Origin of the sequence: Empedobacter sp. UBA1574 (assembly GCF_002322895.1) — a bacterium.
Classification (GTDB): Bacteria; Bacteroidota; Bacteroidia; order Flavobacteriales; family Weeksellaceae; genus Empedobacter; species Empedobacter falsenii_B.
Genome location: NZ_DCOI01000029.1, coordinates 1 through 19,995 on the forward strand (window position 1 = coordinate 1; position 19,995 = coordinate 19,995).

12 protein-coding genes and 2 pseudogenes are annotated in these 19,995 nt (G+C 31.4%); 5 read left to right on the forward strand and 9 right to left on the reverse strand.

Features of this window, described 5'->3' with window-relative positions; translation table 11 throughout:
• From B3578_RS08515 to B3578_RS08525, 3 genes and pseudogenes are all read right to left on the reverse strand, one after another.
• A pseudogene (locus tag B3578_RS08515) lies at window positions 1–358 on the reverse strand (IS982 family transposase); the annotation flags it as partial.
• Window positions 359–844: 486 nt separating this feature from the next.
• Window positions 845–2,257 (reverse strand): DUF5689 domain-containing protein, encoded by a 1,413-nt coding sequence (locus B3578_RS08520; RefSeq protein WP_291047841.1) that lies wholly within the window; start codon window positions 2,255–2,257, stop codon window positions 845–847.
• 21 nt (window positions 2,258–2,278) lie between these two features.
• A complete protein-coding gene (locus B3578_RS08525; protein WP_291047843.1) occupies window positions 2,279–4,981 on the reverse strand; it encodes a carboxypeptidase regulatory-like domain-containing protein in 2,703 nt (900 codons plus the stop codon).
• A 91-nt stretch (window positions 4,982–5,072) separates the two neighbouring features.
• On the opposite strand from B3578_RS08525, the gene B3578_RS08530 reads away from it, so the two are divergent.
• Both B3578_RS08530 and trpA read left to right on the forward strand, forming a co-directional pair.
• The gene (locus B3578_RS08530; RefSeq protein ID WP_291047845.1) at window positions 5,073–6,278 is read left to right on the forward strand and encodes an endonuclease; all 1,206 of its coding nucleotides are present in this window, start codon (window positions 5,073–5,075) and stop codon (window positions 6,276–6,278) included.
• A gap of 2 nt (window positions 6,279–6,280) precedes the next feature.
• Window positions 6,281–7,048: a tryptophan synthase subunit alpha gene (trpA, locus tag B3578_RS08535; RefSeq protein WP_291047847.1), complete on the forward strand. Its 768-nt coding sequence runs from the start codon at window positions 6,281–6,283 to the stop codon at window positions 7,046–7,048.
• Window positions 7,049–7,122: 74 nt separating this feature from the next.
• Here the strand turns inward: trpA and tyrS are convergent, their stop codons facing one another.
• The 3 genes from tyrS to B3578_RS08550 all read right to left on the reverse strand — a co-directional run bounded on the left by tyrS (window position 7,123) and on the right by B3578_RS08550 (window position 13,226).
• On the reverse strand, window positions 7,123–8,418 hold the full coding sequence (tyrS, locus tag B3578_RS08540) for a tyrosine--tRNA ligase (RefSeq protein ID WP_280050042.1): 1,296 nt from the start codon (window positions 8,416–8,418) through the stop codon (window positions 7,123–7,125).
• 161 nt (window positions 8,419–8,579) lie between these two features.
• Window positions 8,580–10,064, reverse strand: a complete 1,485-nt coding sequence (locus tag B3578_RS08545) for a RagB/SusD family nutrient uptake outer membrane protein (protein ID WP_291047849.1) — start codon at window positions 10,062–10,064, stop codon at window positions 8,580–8,582.
• 18 nt (window positions 10,065–10,082) lie between these two features.
• Complete coding sequence (locus B3578_RS08550; RefSeq protein WP_286495243.1) at window positions 10,083–13,226, reverse strand: SusC/RagA family TonB-linked outer membrane protein; 3,144 nt, start codon at window positions 13,224–13,226, stop codon at window positions 10,083–10,085.
• A 215-nt stretch (window positions 13,227–13,441) separates the two neighbouring features.
• Here B3578_RS08550 and B3578_RS08555 point away from each other — a divergent pair, with 215 nt between their 5' ends.
• The 3 genes from B3578_RS08555 to B3578_RS08565 are packed head-to-tail and all read left to right on the forward strand — an operon-like array spanning window position 13,442 to window position 16,434.
• Entirely contained in the window at window positions 13,442–14,344 is a 903-nt protein-coding gene (locus tag B3578_RS08555; protein ID WP_291047852.1) for a CorA family divalent cation transporter, read from the forward strand.
• 6 nt (window positions 14,345–14,350) lie between these two features.
• Entirely contained in the window at window positions 14,351–15,352 is a 1,002-nt protein-coding gene (locus B3578_RS08560) for an NAD-dependent epimerase/dehydratase family protein (RefSeq protein ID WP_291047854.1), read from the forward strand.
• 14 nt (window positions 15,353–15,366) lie between these two features.
• The gene (locus B3578_RS08565; protein WP_125350010.1) at window positions 15,367–16,434 is read left to right on the forward strand and encodes a diphosphomevalonate/mevalonate 3,5-bisphosphate decarboxylase family protein; all 1,068 of its coding nucleotides are present in this window, start codon (window positions 15,367–15,369) and stop codon (window positions 16,432–16,434) included.
• 41 nt (window positions 16,435–16,475) lie between these two features.
• Here the strand turns inward: B3578_RS08565 and B3578_RS08570 are convergent, their stop codons facing one another.
• The 3 genes and pseudogenes from B3578_RS08570 to B3578_RS08580 all read right to left on the reverse strand — a co-directional run bounded on the left by B3578_RS08570 (window position 16,476) and on the right by B3578_RS08580 (window position 19,972).
• Window positions 16,476–16,682, reverse strand: coding sequence for a hypothetical protein (locus B3578_RS08570; RefSeq protein WP_286495245.1), 207 nt, complete (start codon window positions 16,680–16,682; stop codon window positions 16,476–16,478).
• A 32-nt stretch (window positions 16,683–16,714) separates the two neighbouring features.
• Window positions 16,715–17,215 (reverse strand): annotated as a pseudogene (locus B3578_RS08575) (DUF4184 family protein).
• A gap of 39 nt (window positions 17,216–17,254) precedes the next feature.
• Window positions 17,255–19,972 carry a hypothetical protein gene (locus B3578_RS08580; RefSeq protein WP_291047857.1) on the reverse strand — a complete coding sequence of 906 codons (2,718 nt, stop codon included), beginning with the start codon at window positions 19,970–19,972 and terminating at the stop codon, window positions 17,255–17,257.
• Between the last annotated feature and the right edge of the window lie 23 nt (window positions 19,973–19,995).

Here is a 19,995-nt window from a genome sequence, read left to right on the forward strand (position 1 = left end):
AGTGATTAATTCTTGTTATTTTACACACCTCCAAGGGCATACTATCAACGATAAAACAATTTTTAAATTCATTAAATTCTTTCGCTAATTTAAGTCGAATACTATTAATTTGCTCTGATAATCTTCGTTTTCTACGATTGTAAATACTACGCTCAATTTTACAACTTAGCGCTTTAGGAAGATTTCGAAATAAATGATTTTCACTATCAATACCCATAAATTCAGCTGTTAAAACAAGACTTATGAGTTCTAAATCAAAAAGTTTAGGTCTTCTACGTTGATAAATTAAAAGTGTATCTGTGGAAATTTTTCGTAGAACTTCCAATATTCTTTCATAATTAGCAACTAAGTTGTTCATTGTAAATGTTTTAAAGTTAAATTAATTTACTTATTTTCAATGAAATGAACAACTATATTATTTATTAATCAAAATGCACAACGGGTGTCTTATATCTTTTCTTACTACGGAAGTTTTGTTAGGATATCCAATTCTCTTCATAGTCTTATTTTTATAAAATAGGGTAACAAATCTGAACACTATTTTCTATAGAAAAAACGAATGATACATAATTAACATTTTATCCAAATAAGACATACATTGCTTTATTTTTATCAATTATCCATTATTAAATACTTATTAAATGATTAATAAATCTTTTTTTTATTTTTTTTATAAAATTAAAATCGATACTCATTAACAGATAATTTTTATTTGAATTTTATACATTTCAGAAAGTGAAATCACGTTAAAAAATGAAGAATATTTAGGAATATATTAACCTAATAAAAACAAAAAAGGCAACCAATTGGTTGCCTTTTTTATTATAATATTTAAACTGATTAATTAGTCAATTTTGATATTATCGATAACTAAATCATAAGCTTCATCTTTTCCTACTTTTAGTGCAAAAATATTTTCACCAGCAGTTTTTTGAATATCTACTCCTTCAATATTTAGAGTAACAAGAACCCATTCGCCTTTAGTATCAATTTTACCTGTATATTGATTTGCATCAATTGGTGATAAAGATACATTTGCATTCGATAAATCTCCTACATTATATACTACGTATTTTTTATCAGATTTATACACATTTAGTGACAATGATTTCCCAGATGTTCCTTTTACATAAAATGTAATTTTCTTTGGAGTTGCAGGAATTGTATTATTTACAATAGTTGTAAATACGTAATCATTTGCTTTTGGTGTTCCTTTTAAAAGTAATGCATTTGTGTTATCTCTACCAACACCAACTCCGCTAGTTGCATAGGTATCTTTCACTAAGCCAAAAGAGTTAATAGAAGATAAAAAGTCAGCCCAAACATTGAAATCAGAACCTTTGAACAATAAATTTGCTGCTTCGGAATTATTGCCTCCACCTGGATTTTGGCCTCCACCTACATCAAAACGAGGTTGATCAAAGTTAACATCTTTTGTATCACGGATATATACTTGATATGAAGAATTATACTTACTCACAAGAACTGTTATCTCTCCACTTCCAGTTGGCAACTCTACATCTTTAAAAGAAGCGGAACTATTTGTTCTTAAATCAACCTTACCTCCTTTTTTATCAACTAATTTCACATTATCAGCTGTTGAAGTTGATCCTACTGGATAATAAGTTTGTGCTACTTCTGGAGACTCAAATTGTACATTGTTTATTTTCACCAACGTATTTACATTTTCTGGTTTCAAAGCTTCTGCAAGACTATTTACTTCTTTAGGAGCAATTGTTTGAATTGGATCACACGTTTTGATAAATACTTTTTCTCTCAATTCTTTTGGCATACGATCTAAGTCGAAAGTAGTTGCTTGACCTCCTGTTAACTTAGTACCAATTCTAATTGTTCCACGATCTTCAGCAACTTTAAGTCCTTTTAAATAAACCTGAACTGTACTTCCTATTGGATAAAATCCATAAACAGAGCGTTCTGCTAATTCTATTTGTATACCAGCTGTTGCTCCAGAAGCTTTGTCTTGAAAAGAAATTGTATTTGGTAAGTTTCTAGACTCGTCACTTGTAATAACAATTCCTTCTACTATCAAGTCTTCTACAACCATTCCTTTATCATCAACTTTCAAGGTTTTGTTTGATACTTGATCTAATAAATCTTTAATTGTAATGTTTGCTTCTTTTTTTTGTGGACAATCCAAAGATGGAACCGAATAATCATCATCTTGTACACACGATTGCGCTGTAAATAAACCTAAACTTAAGGCTACAGCTATAGTTATTTTAGTTATTGTATTCATTGTATTTTTCTTAAAAATTGATTAAAATCTGAAGTAAAGGTTCGCGAAATAAGTTGTTCCCATTCCATACCACAATTTTGGACCAAATGTTTTTTGATAAGTAGGATCTATTGCATTCGTATATTTCCCTGTTCTCATTTGTTCAAATCCTCCGGTTACATAATCTTTATTATTCAAGACATTATTGATTGTTCCTGAAATTCCTGCAGAATATTTACCAATACGAAATGTTTTACCAACATTGATATTTAACATAAATTGATCATCCATTTTAGGTTGTCTAAGAACTTCTTTTAAACCTTCTTCTGTTATACCTTCAATTGGATAACCTTCTTCTGTTTTTACAAAACGATCTGTTCTTCTATATGCAGCTATATCTAAATAATTGTTCATTAAATAGTTTCCAGATACACCAATCCACCAGAATTTTGGATCACGGTATTCGGCACTTAAAGAAAATCCTGTTTGTGGTCCACCTCCTAATTTATAGTTCTTTATATAAGCTTCTCCATAATTCTTATAAGCGACACCTTCGTTTCTTGCATAATCATCAGAATATAAATTATAATCTGCATTATCTTTATAAACATACTGCCCTATGGCTGCAACAGCAGAAACTGTAAGAACCGGTAATACTTGTGCCTCTACAGCTAACTCTGTTCCCAAATACTCTTTTCCTACACCTGTCATTACTTCAGATACAAATATTTGATCATTTGTTCCGTCGATATAACCAAACGATTTCTTAACTTCGTCTTTAGTTCTTGTATAGAAAGCTGTCGCACGTGCTTTTATACGTGGAGCTCTTAGGATATATGACAAATCACTTGAGAATATTTTTGCACTTTTTACTCCATCAACAGTTACTTCATTTACACGAGCATTTGGAAAAATCTCATCAGAAGTTGGAGCTTCAGTTTGATACAATACATTTGCTTGAATAAAGTTACGCCCATCTAATTTCACTAAAAAATTTGATTTAACACCAAAATCTAAGAAATCGTAAGTTTTACTTTTTCCATAAGATGAATCAAGATAAATTCCATTTCTATATTTACCTTCTCTATAGAATTTTGTCATTGCAGCTTTCATACCTATTGTTACATCTAAAAATTTTCCTTTTATTTTAGATTGAGCAAACAAATCAGCATAATCTCTATTAATCTCATAATTATAACCATAACGATCATCTTTGTAAGAAATCATATCTGGATTATTAGCATCTGTCGGAGTTCTACTAAAAGAATCTTCTCCTTTTACAAAACCTCCTCCTAACAAATCTTCTACTCTACGAAATAACTCTGATTTTGTTTTCTGATAAGAAGCTGCCAAAACGACATCTATATTTGGTGTTAATTCTGTTTGAAAATTTGTATAAGCAGAATATGTTTTATCTTTATTAACATCACTACCTAACCAAAATGCAGAATAACCATCGCTAATTCCTTGATTAAACTTATATAATGAACTCCAATCCAATTGAGAAGCCGTTCCATTCAACCAAGAAGCTTTATTATTAGCTTGAGAAGGTAAATTTCTATAATATAAAGGAGATGGGTTGTACGCATTATACCAATCTAAACGTGAACTACTTTCTTCTCCAAATTGGTAAGAAATAGTTGTCGTTAATTTTGATTTATTATTAATATTCCAATGATGCGTCAACATATTAATTGGTTCGAAAGTTTTCTTTACACGTTCATTACGTTTTTCACCATCTTGCCAACCCCAATATCCATTATAATATATCCCCATCATATCCACCACCTCTTGCGTATTAGGTGAACCTGTAGAACGACGAGTTGGCGCACCAAAACTTGTAAAGTTTAAGGTATGTTTTTCATTAAACTTTTTCTCAACACCTAAATAGTAAGCATATGCATCATAAAAAGTACCTTCTATAATACCTTCATCTGCCCAACGTCTACTTCCTGAAACCATAAATGCCCAACCGTTATCCATTAATCCTGTATTGTATGTTGCCATTACACGATTTCTGTATGAACGATTTGTATTAGAATAAGCCAAACTTACTCCTTTACGCATTGTTGAAGGTCGAGTATCAAAATTTGTAACTCCTCCTAAATCTCCAAAAGCATAATTAGAAGGTTCGATTCCGTATGTTAACTCATCTGGACGACGAGTTACATCATTCAAACCTCCCCAGTTATTAAAAGTTGCACGACCATTATCCATTTTGTTCATACGAACCCCATTAAATAATACGTCATTATATTTGTTGTCTAAACCTCTTGGTTTAAACCAATACGAACCTAATTCGTACGCAGAAACGCGAGCAAAAACATCGCGCGAAGATTGTAAAAGTCCTGAATTTGAAGCTGTCGAACTTTCATCATCAGATAATTCATCATCTGTTAATGTAATAATTCCAACTTCTGCTGTATTTGGATTAAATGTTAATTTAATATCACCTAAGTCAAGCTCTTTTTGCCCTGTTACAGTGATTTCTTTTTCATATGGGTCATAGCCCACGCCATAAACTTGTAATTTGTATGTTCCATCCGGAATATCTACAAACTGAAAATAACCTATACGATCGGTGATAGCAGCATCGCTTACTGCTCCTCCGTCCAAACGTACAGTGAGGTTATAAACCTCTTCACCTGTAGCAGCATTTTTTGCTACCCCAGTAACCTTTGTTTGCGCCTGCGCCATAGCGACAGTTGCAGCAAAGACTGAAAGACTTAACAATAATTTGTTCATTCAAACGAATTTTTATTTATAAATTAGCTCTCTATTTCCTTCATCAGAAAAAATAGGACAACAAATTTAATAAATTCATAATTAATAACATATGTTTAAAATTAATAAATCTTTAACTTTATTAATAATTTTTAATTTATTCTTAACGTTAAATGTTAAAGCTCAAAGCAAATATTCAAGTGCAACTGTAGCCTTTTACAATGTTGAAAATCTTTTTGACACCATAAAATCAGTTGGATATGTAAATGGAACTTTACCTTTTAATGACAAAAATTATCACATTCAGATTGCAGAATCTGACATATCGAAGTACGAAACAGAAGAATTCAAACAAAGTTATACGTACGAAAATATAAAAGGAAAGAAAATTATCCGTCCATTAATTCTTCAAGAAGAATTTTTACCAAACGGAAATAAAAGATGGAATACAGAAAAATATTTCCAAAAAGTCAATAATATTTCAAAAGTTATTAGCGAATTAGGCGCAGATGTTACAGGCTCTGCTCCAGTAATCGTAGGTATTTGTGAGATCGAGACAAGAGAAACTTTAGAAGATTTAGCAAAAAGCTCTGCTTTGAAAAAATACGATTATGGTGTTGTTCATTTCAATTCGTTTGATGCTCGTGGAGTTGATACAGGTTTATTGTATCAAAAATCTCGTTTCAAGGTTATTGATGCAAGACCTCATCCAATTTTCAATTATGATGCTGAAGGTAAACGCAAATATACGCGTGATATTCTACAAGTTACAGGTTTATTAGACGGTGAAGAAATCACTTTTTTAGTGAATCACTGGCCTTCTCGTAGTGGTGGAGAAAAAGTTTCGATGCCAGCTCGTATGGAAGCAGCAAAGGTGATGAAAGGAATTTTTGATGAGTTAAAATCTAAAAATCCAAATGCAAAAGTAATTGCAATGGGTGATTTTAATGATGATCCTATTTCTCCAAGTATTAAAAACATATTTGATCCGGCTGGAGAAATTGCTAAAGTTTCGGATAACGGATATTACGATCCTATGTTACCTTTATATAAAAAAGGTGTTGGTACTTTAGCTTATCGTGATGCTTGGAATCTATTTGATCAATTTATCTCAACTTCATCATTGGTTACAAAAAATAAAGATTATTCAACGTATAAAATCTTCAAAACTGAAATTTACAACAAAGATTATTTAAAAGCGACAGAAGGTGCATATAAAGGCTTCCCTAACCGTATGTGGAGCGGCGATACTTATCGTGCAAACGGTTATTCTGACCACTTTCCAGTCTATACAATCTTATTAAAACAAGCAAAATAAAAATGAACAAATTAGAGCAATTATTTAGTCAAAAAAATAAAAACCTCATTACAATATACACAACAGCTGGGTATCCGAATTTATCGGATACTCTTGTTATTTTAAAAGAATTAGATCAAAATAATGTTGACATTATCGAAGTCGGTATTCCATATTCTGATCCTTTAGCTGATGGTCCAACAATACAAGCTACAAGTGAAAAAGCGTTAGCAAATGGAATGACATTAGATATTTTGTTTGAGCAATTAAAATCGGTTCAAAATGAAATTTCTGCACCAATTGTTTTGATGGGTTACTACAATCAAGTGATGACATTTGGATTAGAAAAATTCTTACAAAATTGTCAAGAAAGTGGAGTTTCAGGGTTGATATTACCTGATATGCCGTACGAAATTTACTTGGCACAACACAAAGAATTATTTGAGAAATACGATCAAAAAGTTACTTTTCTAATTACACCTTTAACAACAGAAAAACGCATCAAAGAGATTAATGATGCAACTTCTGGATTTGTTTATATTGTTTCTAGTTCTGCAACTACAGGTGCAACAGAATCTAATTATAATGAAGATTTTTTGTCAAATGTTAAAAATCTAGGCTTAACAAAACCACATCAAATTGGATTTGGGATTTCGACAAAGGCTGATGTAGAAAAAGCTTGGAATTACGCAAATGGAGCAATTATAGGAAGTGCTTTTTTACGCGTTTTAGAAAATTCAACCGGAAATCTTTCAGAAGCCATAAAAAATTATCTTTCAGAATTGAGATAAAAAAATAGTTTTCAAAACAAAAAGCAAGCTTAATTCAGCTTGCTTTCTATTTTGGAAATGTTTTATCTAAAAAATTATTCAACAATTAAGATGAAATAATTCTTTTTACCTTTTTGTAATAAAACATATTTATCAGCAATTAAATTTTCTGTTGTTAATACAAATTCTTCCGCTACTTTTTCTTTGTTTACAGAAATTGCGTTTGCTTTTAATTCACGACGCGCTTCTGAATTTGATTTTAAGAAGCCTGATTTTTCTGCTAAAGCAGTAACAATATCCAATCCCGCTTCGATATCAGTTTTTGCAATAGTTGCTTGAGGCACACCTTCGAAAACTGATAAGAAAGTATCTCCATCTAATTCTTTCAAATCTTCTGAAGTTGATTTTCCGAATAAAACTTGAGAGGCTTTTTCCGCTTTGCGTAATTCTTCAACACCATGAACTAAAATTGTAATTTCAGTTGCTAATTTACGTTGTAATTCGCGTAAATGTGGCTCTTGACGATGACGCTCGATTAAATCATCAATCGCTTCTTTTTCTAAGAACGTATAAATTTTGATGTAACGTTCAGCATCAGCATCCGCTTGATTTAACCAAAATTGGTAGAATTTATAAGGAGAAGTACGGTTTTTATCTAACCAAATATTTTCACCACCTTCCGATTTCCCAAATTTAGTTCCGTCCGCTTTAGTTGTTAATGGACAAGTAAAAGCAAAAGCTTCACCTTGTACTGTACGACGAATTAATTCTGTTCCTGTTGTAATATTTCCCCATTGATCAGAACCTCCCATTTGCAATTTTGCACCTAATTCTTTGTACAAATGTAAATAATCATATCCTTGAATCAATTGATATGTAAATTCTGTGAAAGACATTCCGACATTCGATTCAGAAGATAGTCTAGATTTTACAGAATCTTTTGCCATCATATAATTTACAGTAATGTGTTTTCCGACATTACGTGCAAAATCGATGAACGAAAAATCTTTCATCCAATCATAGTTATTCACCAATAAAGCTGAATTTCCATTATTCGTATCAAAATCTAAGAAACGAGACAATTGTGCTTTAATTCCAGCAACATATTTATTCAATGTTTCTTCGTCTAATAAACTTCTCTCTGCTGCTTTACCAGTAGGATCACCGATAAAACCAGTTGCACCACCAACCAAGGCGATTGGACGATGACCGTGACGTTGCAAATGAACCAATAAGAAAATAGGAACCAAACTTCCCACGTGAAGAGAATCTGCTGTAGGATCGAAACCTACATAACCAGAAGTCATTTCTTTATTTAGTTGTTCTTCTGTCCCTGGCATAATATTGTGAACCAGTCCTCTCCAAGTCAATTCTTCAATTAATGGATTCATAGTATTTTAATATATTTTTTATCTAATTTTTACAAGGTACAAAGTTATGATTTTTCAGTAGATTATAATAGAGATTTTTGGATATAAAAAATCAAGGTTTTCCTAATGGAAAACCTCTATTTTAAGTATATAATTAATGAGGATAAATTATATTAAAAATGTTATGATGGATTTTGTTTTAATAATGGATTTGAGTTTATCTCAGCTTGAGGAATTACCCACTGCCATCTATTGTCTGATGCCTCAATTGTATACACATTATTAATAACAGTTGTATTATGATTTGCTCCAGTACGATCAAGTTTTTGCCCTAAACGTTTTAAATCATAGAATCTAAATCCTTCTCCCCACAACTCTAAACGTCTATTCAACAAAATTTGTTGGTAATAAGCATCTCCAGTAGTTGTAAATGTTGTAAAAGATGTATCTCTTGCCTTTACTAAAGTAGACAATACTGTTTTCGAATCTGCTTCTTTACCTAACTTATATAATGCTTCTGCTTCTATTAAATACATTTCAGCTACACGCATAAATGGCACATCGCCTAATGAAGACGCAGTACTTTCTGATAGAAATTTTTGAGATGTATAAGCAAATAACGAATAATTTGATGGCAAACCTAAACTTGTATGTTTTCCTGTCGGATCCACAACTTGTACTCTCACATCAGTAGAAGGAAATGCATTATACAATTTCGTATTCATTACTTTAGGAGCTGTTCTAATTTGTGTTGAGTTATAATTTCTTGACATGTACGCATGGAAGTTTCCAAAATAATCTGTCTGATCAGAAATAATTTTAACACCCCACATCCATTCTGGATTCGTATAATCATTAAAACCAGCTTTATACTGAGTTTGAGTCATAAGTGTCAATACCCCTCTTGCTTCTTTCGCAAATTGAGCCGCTTTAGTATAATCTTGTTGCACTAATGCTACACGAGCTTTCAAACCTTTAATATTTGCTACAGAAAAATGTGATTTATTTGCAGCTGTTTTTCCTGTTAATAAAGTTTCAGCTTTATTAAGATTCTCCCAAATTGCTTCATAAGTTTTTGCTACAGTTGCTCTTTCTTTAGGTGTCACTTCTGTAGGATCATCTCTTAAGACAATTCCATCATTAGCATTAGTGTCTCCTGCAACATATCTTTTACCATATGTTTGTACTAACTGAAAATAAGCAAATGCTTTATATGCATAAGCTTCCCCAATAGCCTTATCTCTTAACAAAGGATCTCCTGAAGCAGCTGGTCCATAAGTAATGATATTATTCGCATTTTTTATCATCCCATACCAAAATGTCCATGGATATGAAGCTGTTCCTGAACTTGTATTATTTTGAGTAATCCATCTAATTTCGTCTCTAAACCATCCATTACCCACACTTGGAAATACAACATCTTCTCCCATCACATCAGAAATAATTAATTGAGCTGTATATCCATTATTACCTTGAGAAGAGTTTTGACGTACATACATATTACGGTGCATACCGTTAATAGCTGCCATTAAGTTATCTGCCGAAGAATAAATAGTTTGATCTCCTACAGATGAAGATGGTGTTGTATCTAAAAAGTCATCATTACAAGAAGTAAAAAACAGAGACGATACAACTAATGCTGATATTAAAATTTTAATTTTTTTCATTTTTTTTTAAATTTTAGATTAGAATGATACATTAACTCCTAAACTTACAGTTCTTGAAGGTGTATAACGATATGTCGTTGTACCATTGAAAGATTGTGTTGGTTCCAAACCTTTTTTAGCTGTCCAAGCATATAAATTTTCTCCTGCTAAATAAACTCTAAAGTTTTTTAATCCAACGGTATCTAATACTTTTCTATCAAAGTTATATCCGATTTGAGCATTTCTGATGTTTAAATAATCAGATTTAACCAACCATCTTGTTGAAGCTGCTCCTACTGCACTAGCATTAGCTGAACTTAAAATAGGAACAGAAGTTATATCTCCTGGTTTTTTCCATGCATTTAAAATATCAACATGTTGAGATTGACCTTGCGCATAACTATTCATCAAAGAAGCATAATTCCCATCATACGTTTTTCCTCCTAATTGATAGTTTAACATTACAGATAAATCAAAATTACCAAACTTGAATGTATTTGTAACACTTCCGTAAATATCTGGATTAGAAGTTCCTGAATAAGCGTACAACGCATTATTTTGATTAGTCGTCATTAAAACTCCATTTACAGTTCTAGAGTTTCCATCTGATGCTTTATCAGGATCTTGAATAAATAAACCAGCTCCATCAGTAGGGTCTACTCCGTACCATTGACGTAACCAAAATTCATATAAAGATCTACCTTCAGCAATACGTTTTGTACCATTAATAATTGCATCATCTTTACCTTTTGGCATTTTAATCATTTCATTTTTATTGTGTGCTGCAATCAAACCTAAATCCCATGAAAATTTATCATTGCGAACAATCCCTAAATTCAATGAAAATTCTAAACCACTATTACGCATCTTTCCGATGTTTCTATAAATAGAGTTTCCTGGAACCCCAGCAGAATTAGGTACTGGTTCTGCAAAAATCATATCATTAATATCTTGAAGATAATATTCAATAGATCCTGATACTCTTCTTTTAAACAAAGAGAAATCTAATCCAAAATCCCAAGAATTTTTAGATTCCCAAGTTAAATTAGGATTACCTACTTGACCAAGATAAACTCCCGACTCACCTCCATTGTTGTAACCTAATGAATAAAGATCTAAATCCACTTGATAACCAGGCTCTGCACCAATTCCTCCATCATTACCAACTTGCCCATAAGAAGCTCTTAATTTTAATTCATTAACAACAGAAGATCCAGCTAAGAAAGCTTCTTTATGTATATTCCATCCTGCTGCTGCAGACCAGAAAGTTCCTTGATAATTTTGATCAGAGAATCTAGATGATTTATCTATACGTATAGATCCAGATAATAAATATTTGTTACTGAAATCATAATTTAATCGAGCAAAATACCCTTCTTTTCTAATTACATAATTATATCCAGATGAAGACGTTGGTGTCAAGAAGTTTGACATTTCATAAATTCCTGAAACTGTTTCTCCAATTTTTCTTAAATAACCATAATCTACTTTTCTATCAAAAGATTCATGACCAAGAATAACATCAAAATTATGTAACCCTACTGATTTTTTATAGTTTAATAATTGATTCCAAGTAACCCCTGTATATTTATAAGTTGTTAATCCTAAAGAGGCTGTTCCTGCTGCATCTCCAATTACTTTATTACCATACTCTTTATAAGTGTAATTTCTTACATCATATGTTAAGTTTGTTGTAAATGTCAGCCCTTGTATAATTTTAAATTCTGCAAAAAATCTAGAGTTTATAGCATTAGTATCTTGTCTATTATTATTCAATAATGTTTCTTGTAAAACATTACGTCCTGAACTAGCTGATGCACCTCTACCTCTTGAATCATTTCCATCATATAACGGATTTCCATAAGAATCATAAACTCTTTTACCATTTGCATCATATAAGAATGGAGAATAGATTGGCCCCATTGCACGAGTAAACCAGAATGGATTAATATATGACGAACCACCTCCGTCATCTGCTAATGTAGATTTCACTAAACTACCAGATAAATTCGTTCCTAATTTTAACCAATCTGTTACTTGACTATCAATACTAGTCTTAGCAGTATAACGTTCAAAATCAGACTTAATCACATAACCTGTCTCTTTCGAGTACCCAAAACCAGCATAATAAGAAGTATTATCTGTTGCTCCCGAATAATCTACATCATACTTTTGAAAAGTACCAATTCTTGAAATATAATCTTGCCAATCAAAGTCGTTGTATAACATTGCTGCATCTGTCAATTTACCATCTACAACAACTTTATCATTAGCTACTCCGTAAATATTATTTTTTAAGTTATCTTTAATTAAAGAAGAGTTTGCATAAGCATTTGCCTCTGCTAATGTGTAAGGTAGTTTTGTTGCACTATTAGTAGTTCCTAAAACTCCATTTCGCATAGCTTCCCAAGCTGTCACATAGTAATCTCCAGCTCCAATTCTTGAGTATTCAGGGATTGCTCTAGAGACAACTCCTGTATTAGAAGAAAATCTAAAAGCCCCTTTACCTTTCTTACCTTTTTTAGATGTAATCATAACAACACCATTCGCAGCTGATGAACCATATAATGATGTTGAGGCAGCATCTTTCAATACCGTCAAAGACTCAATATCATTTGGATTCAAATCCTGTAAACTCCCTGTATATACAGCACCATCTACAATATATAATGGAGTAGAAGACAATGTATATGAACTTACACCACGAATTTGCACACTCAATCCAGAACCTGGTTGTCCAGAACCTGTAGAAACTTGCACCCCAGAAACAGAACCATCTAAAACTTTAGCAACGTTTGAAATTGGTCTATTTTCTATGTCTTCTGATTTTATAGTACCAATAGAACCAACTACTGTTTCTTTTTTCTGAACTCCAAAAGCAGTGACAACAGTTTCTTCTAGATCTACTGTATCAGTCTTTTTAGGTTTTAATACTCCTAAATTTGCATTTGTAACAATATACTCTGTCCCATTAATTAATAAAACATCACCAACTTTTGCGTCGATATCAAAGTTTCCATTTTCATCTGTATAAGCCACCTTATCAGTTCCTTTTACTGAAACTTCAATATCAGCTTCAGGAAAACCATTTGCATCATTCACTGTTCCTTTTGTTTGAGCAAATACTGCTGTACTCAACCCAAGAAAAGCTAACAATGACAAAGAAGTCAATTTTTTTCTCATGTGTATTTATAGTTTATTTTAATACAATATTAACATTTTTTAACATGATTTAAAAAAAAAAATGTTTTTTTAACATTATAAAGTAATATTTTCAATTATTGTTAAATAAAATAAATTATTTTTAACAATAACACCTATTTAATGAAAAATCAATAAATAAAATTAATCTCAACAATATAATATTTTTGTATTATTATAATCAATATCTAATCGTCATGCAAACACTTTTCGAGAATGAAAAATTCAAATGGATTAATTTACAAAATCCAACAAAAATTGAGTTAGATGAAATTGCCACAAAATATTGTTTTCAGAAATTAACGATTGAAGATAGTTTGGAGCCTGGACATTTACCTAAATATGAATCAGATGATTCAAAAGTTTCGTTTTTGTTAATTCGTTTTTTTGATAAAGAACACCGTATGTTGAAAAACACTGTTCGAGAATTTAGTCACAAAATCAGTATTTACATCGGTGCAGATTTTATTGTGACTGTTCATCAAAAGGAAACGGATATTTTTGACAAAATTCATAAAAAGTATTTAGCTAATACTGATTCTTCTAGAATCTTAATCAAAGGTATTTTATATCGTATTATTTCCGAAACCATCAAAACTTACGAAGAGCCTGCATATCAAATGGACGAAGAAGTTAATCAACTCGAACATTTGATTTTTACGGATGATTTCAGAAAAATTAAACTTCCTACCTTATATAAAATCAAACGAGAAGCTACAGCTTGCAAAAAAATATTAGATTATACGCTTGAAGCACTGAAAGAATATCGCGCAGATAACAAAAAGACAAGTTCATCACAGGATTTGTACGAAGAAAACGTAAAAATGTTACACTTGCATTCGCAAATTGTAGATGATGTACAAAGTTTGTTAACAATTTACCTTTCGTTAAATGGACAAAAATCGAACGAAATCATGCAAATGCTTACCGTTTTTTCAGCATTTTTCTTACCCTTAACTTTTATCGCCGGAATTTATGGAATGAATTTCGATTTCATGCCCGAGTTAAATTACAAATTAGGCTATCCAATTTGTTTACTTGTCATGTTATTAGTGGTAATTTTTATTTACTTTTGGTTCAAGAAAAAAAAATATTTATAATTCAGTATGATTTTCGTAACGGGAGGAACAGGTTTGGTTGGCGCGCATTTGTTGGTAGAATTGGCAAAAAAGCAACAACCTATTCGTGCCTTAAAACGAAAAACATCGAACACAGCAATCATCAAAAATTTCTTTGCAGAACAAAACGCTTTACAGTTTTATCAATTTATTCATTGGATTGATGGTGATTTGTTGGATGTAACTGAACTTCCGAATTTATTAGACGGGATCGAAACAATTTATCACGCTGCAGCTTTTGTTTCGTTTGATGAACGTCAAGAAGAAGAAATTTTCAATACGAATATTTTAGGAACTGAGACTTTGGTAAATGAAGCGATTGATTCTGGCGTGAAAGAATTTTTCTTCATCAGCTCTATTGCTTCGATGGATGATTTGAATCCAGCAACTAAAATGATTGACGAACGTTCTGGTTGGAATAATGGCTTGACGCATTCTTCTTATTCTATCTCAAAATTTAGAGCAGAAATGGAAGTTTGGCGTGCTTCACAAGAAGGTATTAAAGTTATTATTATAAATCCTGGTGTAATCATCGGAACTTTGGATACTAAACGTGCAAGCGAAAGTTTGTTTCAACAAAATTCATCAAAAAGCGATTATGCTCCTTCGGGCGGAACAGGATTTGTTGATGTACGCGATGTGGTGAAGATTTTTTTAGAGTTAATTAATCAACAAGTTTACAATCAAAAATTTGTGGTAATTTCTGAAAATAAAAGTTACCGAGAAGTATTTGATCTTGTTTCGATCAATAGCAAACGTTCAGTCAAAAATGTTTCGAATACAACCTTGAAAATCATTAAAAATCTATCTATTTTTAGTCGAATCTTTGGTGGAAAATATATGACAAAAGCGAATTATTATTCGTTGACAACTTATACCAAATACGACAATTCTAAAGTTAAAAATTTGCTTCAATACGAATTTATTCCAATCAAAGAAGCAATTGATTATCATTATAAACGCTTTCAAAAGCTGAATTCTACAAAATAGTTTACTTTTGTTTTATGGAACAACAATTCATTTCAACACTTTCAACAACTGCTTCGGAATTAAAATCAGGAAGCGTTTCTGCTAAAAGTCCATCAAATATTGCGTTGGTAAAATATTGGGGAAAAAAGAAAAATCAAATTCCAACCAATAGTTCAATTAGTTATACGTTAACCAATAGCTATACAGAAACTGAATTAAAATTTTCGCCAAAAACATCGGATGCTTTCGAAGTTGAAGTTTATTTAGAAGGTGAATTGAAAGAAAGTTTTACTCCAAAAATCATTACTTTTTTCGAAAGAATTACGGCTTACATTCCATTTTTGAATCAATTCAAATTTGAAGTTCACACACATAATTCTTTTCCACATAGTTCTGGAATTGCTTCTTCAGCTTCTGGAATGTCGGCAATGGCATTATGTTTAGTTCAAATTGAGAATATTCTTGGCGCAAATTTATCAGAAGAAGACGCCAAGAAAAAAGCTTCTTTCTTGGCTCGTTTAGGTTCTGGAAGTGCTTGTCGTTCGGTTTACAAAGGTTTGGTTGAATGGGGAGAAAATGATTTTATCGAAGGTAGTTCAGATTTATTTGGAACAAAATATCCAGATGTCGAAATTCATGATGTTTTCAAAACTTTTCATGATACCATTTTATTGATTCACGAAGGTCAAAAATCGGTTTCTTCTACTGTTGGTCACAATTTAATGAATGGACATCCGTATGCAGAACGTCGTTTTGTGGAAGCAAATGAAAACTTAAAAGCTTTATTACCAATTTTAAAATCTGGCGATATCAAAGCGTTTGGAGAATTGGTAGAACATGAAGCTTTGACATTGCACGCCATGATGATGATGTCGAATCCTGCATTTATTTTGATGAAACCAAATACAGTTGCTGCTTTAGAAAAATTGTGGGAGTTCCGTCGTGAAACAGGAAATCATTTGTATTTCACATTAGATGCTGGCGCAAATGTACATTTATTGTATCCTTCGCAAGATGCGGAAGCTATTGAAATTTTCATCGAAAATGAATTGAAACAATTCTGTCAAAACGGAAATTATATAAAAGATAAAGTGAGTTTTTAATCACTTCTAAAATAAAAGGTTGTCAATTATTTGATAACCTTTTATTTTTTTATTAATAGTTTCTCCATTAACCCAAAAATAATCAAACTCAAAAAAATACTCATTCCGATAACAACAATAATATTTCCTAAAGCAATTTCGACAGGAAAGAAAACAAATCGTATTGCGGAAATAATTGTTGTAAATAGAACTACTTTTAACCAAAAAATGTAATCAAGTTTAGTATTAGGAAGAATTTGTTTTGGCATTTTATAAATCCAAAAAGCAATAAAAATTGCACCTAAAAACTGCTAAAATGTTGTAAAAATTTATACCCTTTTACTTCGAAATTATTGAAAGGAATTTGTACCCAAGTTTCCTGTAGAGCGTGAACATGTTTCGCAAAAAATCCCCATTCGTGAGTAAAAGTATACCAAAAAAGATGCGAATAAGCTCCTATTATAATTGAGAGAATTATGATTATCCAATGTTTTTTGAAATAATCAATCCAATCGAAATCTAGGAATTGAGCAAATCGTTCTTTAAAAAAATAAGGTAAATGATGAATTAAAACATTTCGGACAAATAAGTGAAAAACGAAACAATAAATAATAGCAATTGGTAAATCAAAATACAAAACGCCTCAAAACAAATGAATATACCTCGCTACAATCTCCATTCGAGAGAAATATTCTAAATCTGGCGACATCGAACCAATGATTAATCTCGTCATCGAAAACCAATTCGATTTTAGCTTTTTTAGCGCAAGAACAATTGCTGGATGGCAAAAAGTTAGTGGCATTTAGGTTTTATTTTGATGCAAAGTAAATCAAAATATCCATTAATTACCAAAACGTTTGATGTTAACTTTTCGCTCCTTAATTTTCAAAATAAGCGGTTCATATTCTGTATTTTGTTCCTTTTCTACCGTTACTTTATTCAAATATGTTTTTGCATAAACATGTTCTGGTAAACTATTTTCTACAAGATGAAACGTATAATTTCCGACAGGTAAAAAAGCTGTATATTCACCTCTATCATTTGTTTTAACTGTAAAAACCTGTCCATTTTCGTGATTAAAAATCAATGTAAATCCGAATAAATTTGCCGAAACCTGATACTCCAAATTTGAAGATAATTCATACTCAACTTTTCCTCTCACAATACCAGTTTGTTGCATTGGAATAGAAATAGAAGTCGTTTTCGCATTGATATTAACCGCGAAATCTTGTGCAAACCATTTTTGTCCAGGAAGTTTGATTATATAATTACCATAAGGAACTTTTTTATACTTGATATTTCCTTCTAAATCTGTAATAAAATTCGTTTCATTTATCTTTACATTACGACTATCAGCCACTTTATCACCTTCATCAAAAATACCATTTGCATTGTAATCATAAAACACAAACAAATTCAATGTTCCGTCTTTTACATCTGTCACAGTGCGTTTCGCAGGCAAATTATATTGAACACCAACCTGCAAATAAGTTTGTTTGTTGTTAAAAGTTTTCGAATCATAATGACTAAAACTAGCTTGTGTACTCACAATAAAATTATCAATGGGTTGATAATCTAAAGAAGCTCCAAAAGTTAGAGTATTTCCAAAATTTTTGTCAATATTATAATAAGTAGAAACTGCTGTATTTAATTTTTTTTGAAAAAAGCTTTGACGAAAACTCGCCGAATTTGTAAAACGTTCTAATTGATGATTTAAATTATTCATCGAATAAACTTCTGCAATCATCATACTTCCTCTTTGATAAATTGAGTTTAACTGAAAGTTTTTAACACTCCACGTTAATTGTCCATAAACAATTGGATCAGCATTTCTCAATTCTTTTAGTTCAGAAAATCCTCCCAAAGCATTCAACACCAACTGATGCACACGAGAATTAGACAACCACGTAAATGTTCCGTTCAAATAAGCTGATTTAAAGTCCATCGGCATATACTTAAACGTCTCATAATTCAGAATATTTGATTTTTCTAAATTCAATTTAGGAGAAATCGAAACATTAAAATGACTTGCCAATTTGAATGATATACCCGTCTCAAAACGTAACGCTTTCGACTCATTCGCTTTTGTATAATTCATCAAATATGGATCGATAGATTTCGGATTGTTATTGGTAACCGTTAACGAAGACCACAACGAAAATTTAGAAAACGTTCGTTGAAAACGCTGATTAAGATACAATGCTCCACGTCGTGTCCCCGGATAATATCCTGAGCTGTAATAATTGGAACTATAAAAATCAAATTTACCAATTGTTCCAGAAACATTTGCAGAAATCGACATCGAGTTTTCGACATTGTTCGTCTCTTTAAATTTTGATAAACCATACCCAAATTTCACTGAATGATTCCACTTATTTGGTGTAACCCATTTGTAACCATTTGTCAAAATAAAGTTCGTTGTAGAATAAGTTCTATCAAACAAAGCTGTTGTTTCTAATTCGTTTTTATCTTTTATTAAAAATCGTCCATTCGCAAAAGTTGTGTTGCTATTCTTGAAAACATCGTTCGTCAAATCATCTAATAAATTATAATTTTTTTCGACCGTTCCGACTACAATTCGGTTATCATTCTTATCATAATTATTAAAAAACATCACTCCTCGTCCGTTAACTGGAATATCAAAATCGTTGTTATTGATTGATCCGATTAAAATTCCTTTGTCTTTGCGTTGATATTTCACCCAAGAATCTGTCAAAACCATGTCTTGATTCTTATTCCAAGTTGTTCCATTAATATTATATGCAAATTCATTCAACCCAACCGAAAATTCTTGATGAGCCATTAAGTTATAATTCGCATTAGCAGAATTAATATCGCGAGCAGTTAATCGAACATAATTTGAAGAAAAATTGGTCCAATTCTGATTTAGCATTGTTGGATCTATATACACACGATTGGAACTTGCATTCTGTATCGTAAAAAACACATTTCCTGCAAAATCTTTGGTCGTTGTATAACCCGAAACATTTGCCTGAAAACTTTCAATTTTCATCATATCTCGGTCGACATATTTAGAAAATCGAACAATTTTTTCTTGAAAAGCTTCAACTATAAGTCGTTTGTTATTATAAGTATAACTTCCTCTGAAATCAGGAAGTACATTGGTTAACAAAATTTCTTCGGCTTGATTTCCCATATTCATTACTTTTAATTCATAATGAATAGAATCTCCTTCTTGACGGTAAAAAATATTACTCTGGACAGGAAAAATTTTGATGTTTCTCTTTTGCAAAACAACAACTGAAGTAACAGATTTTCCTATTTCTTTTTTGCTTAAAAAATCAATAATATTGAATTCTAAATCTAATTTCCCAGCCATTTGCGATTTACTCACCGTAAATTGCATAGGAATAAAAGCCTTCTTGTTTGGATTGATTTTTATTTGAAGATTATCTTGCGAATACGATCTTATAGCCGAAGGGATTTTAAGTCCTAGACGAGCATTTATCGTATCATTGGTTGTATTTTCTAATTGAAGAATAACAGAAAAGTTGTTGCTATCTTCTAATTTAACTTCTTTTATTGTACTAAATTTCAAACCATTATTTATAGCTTGAGCAT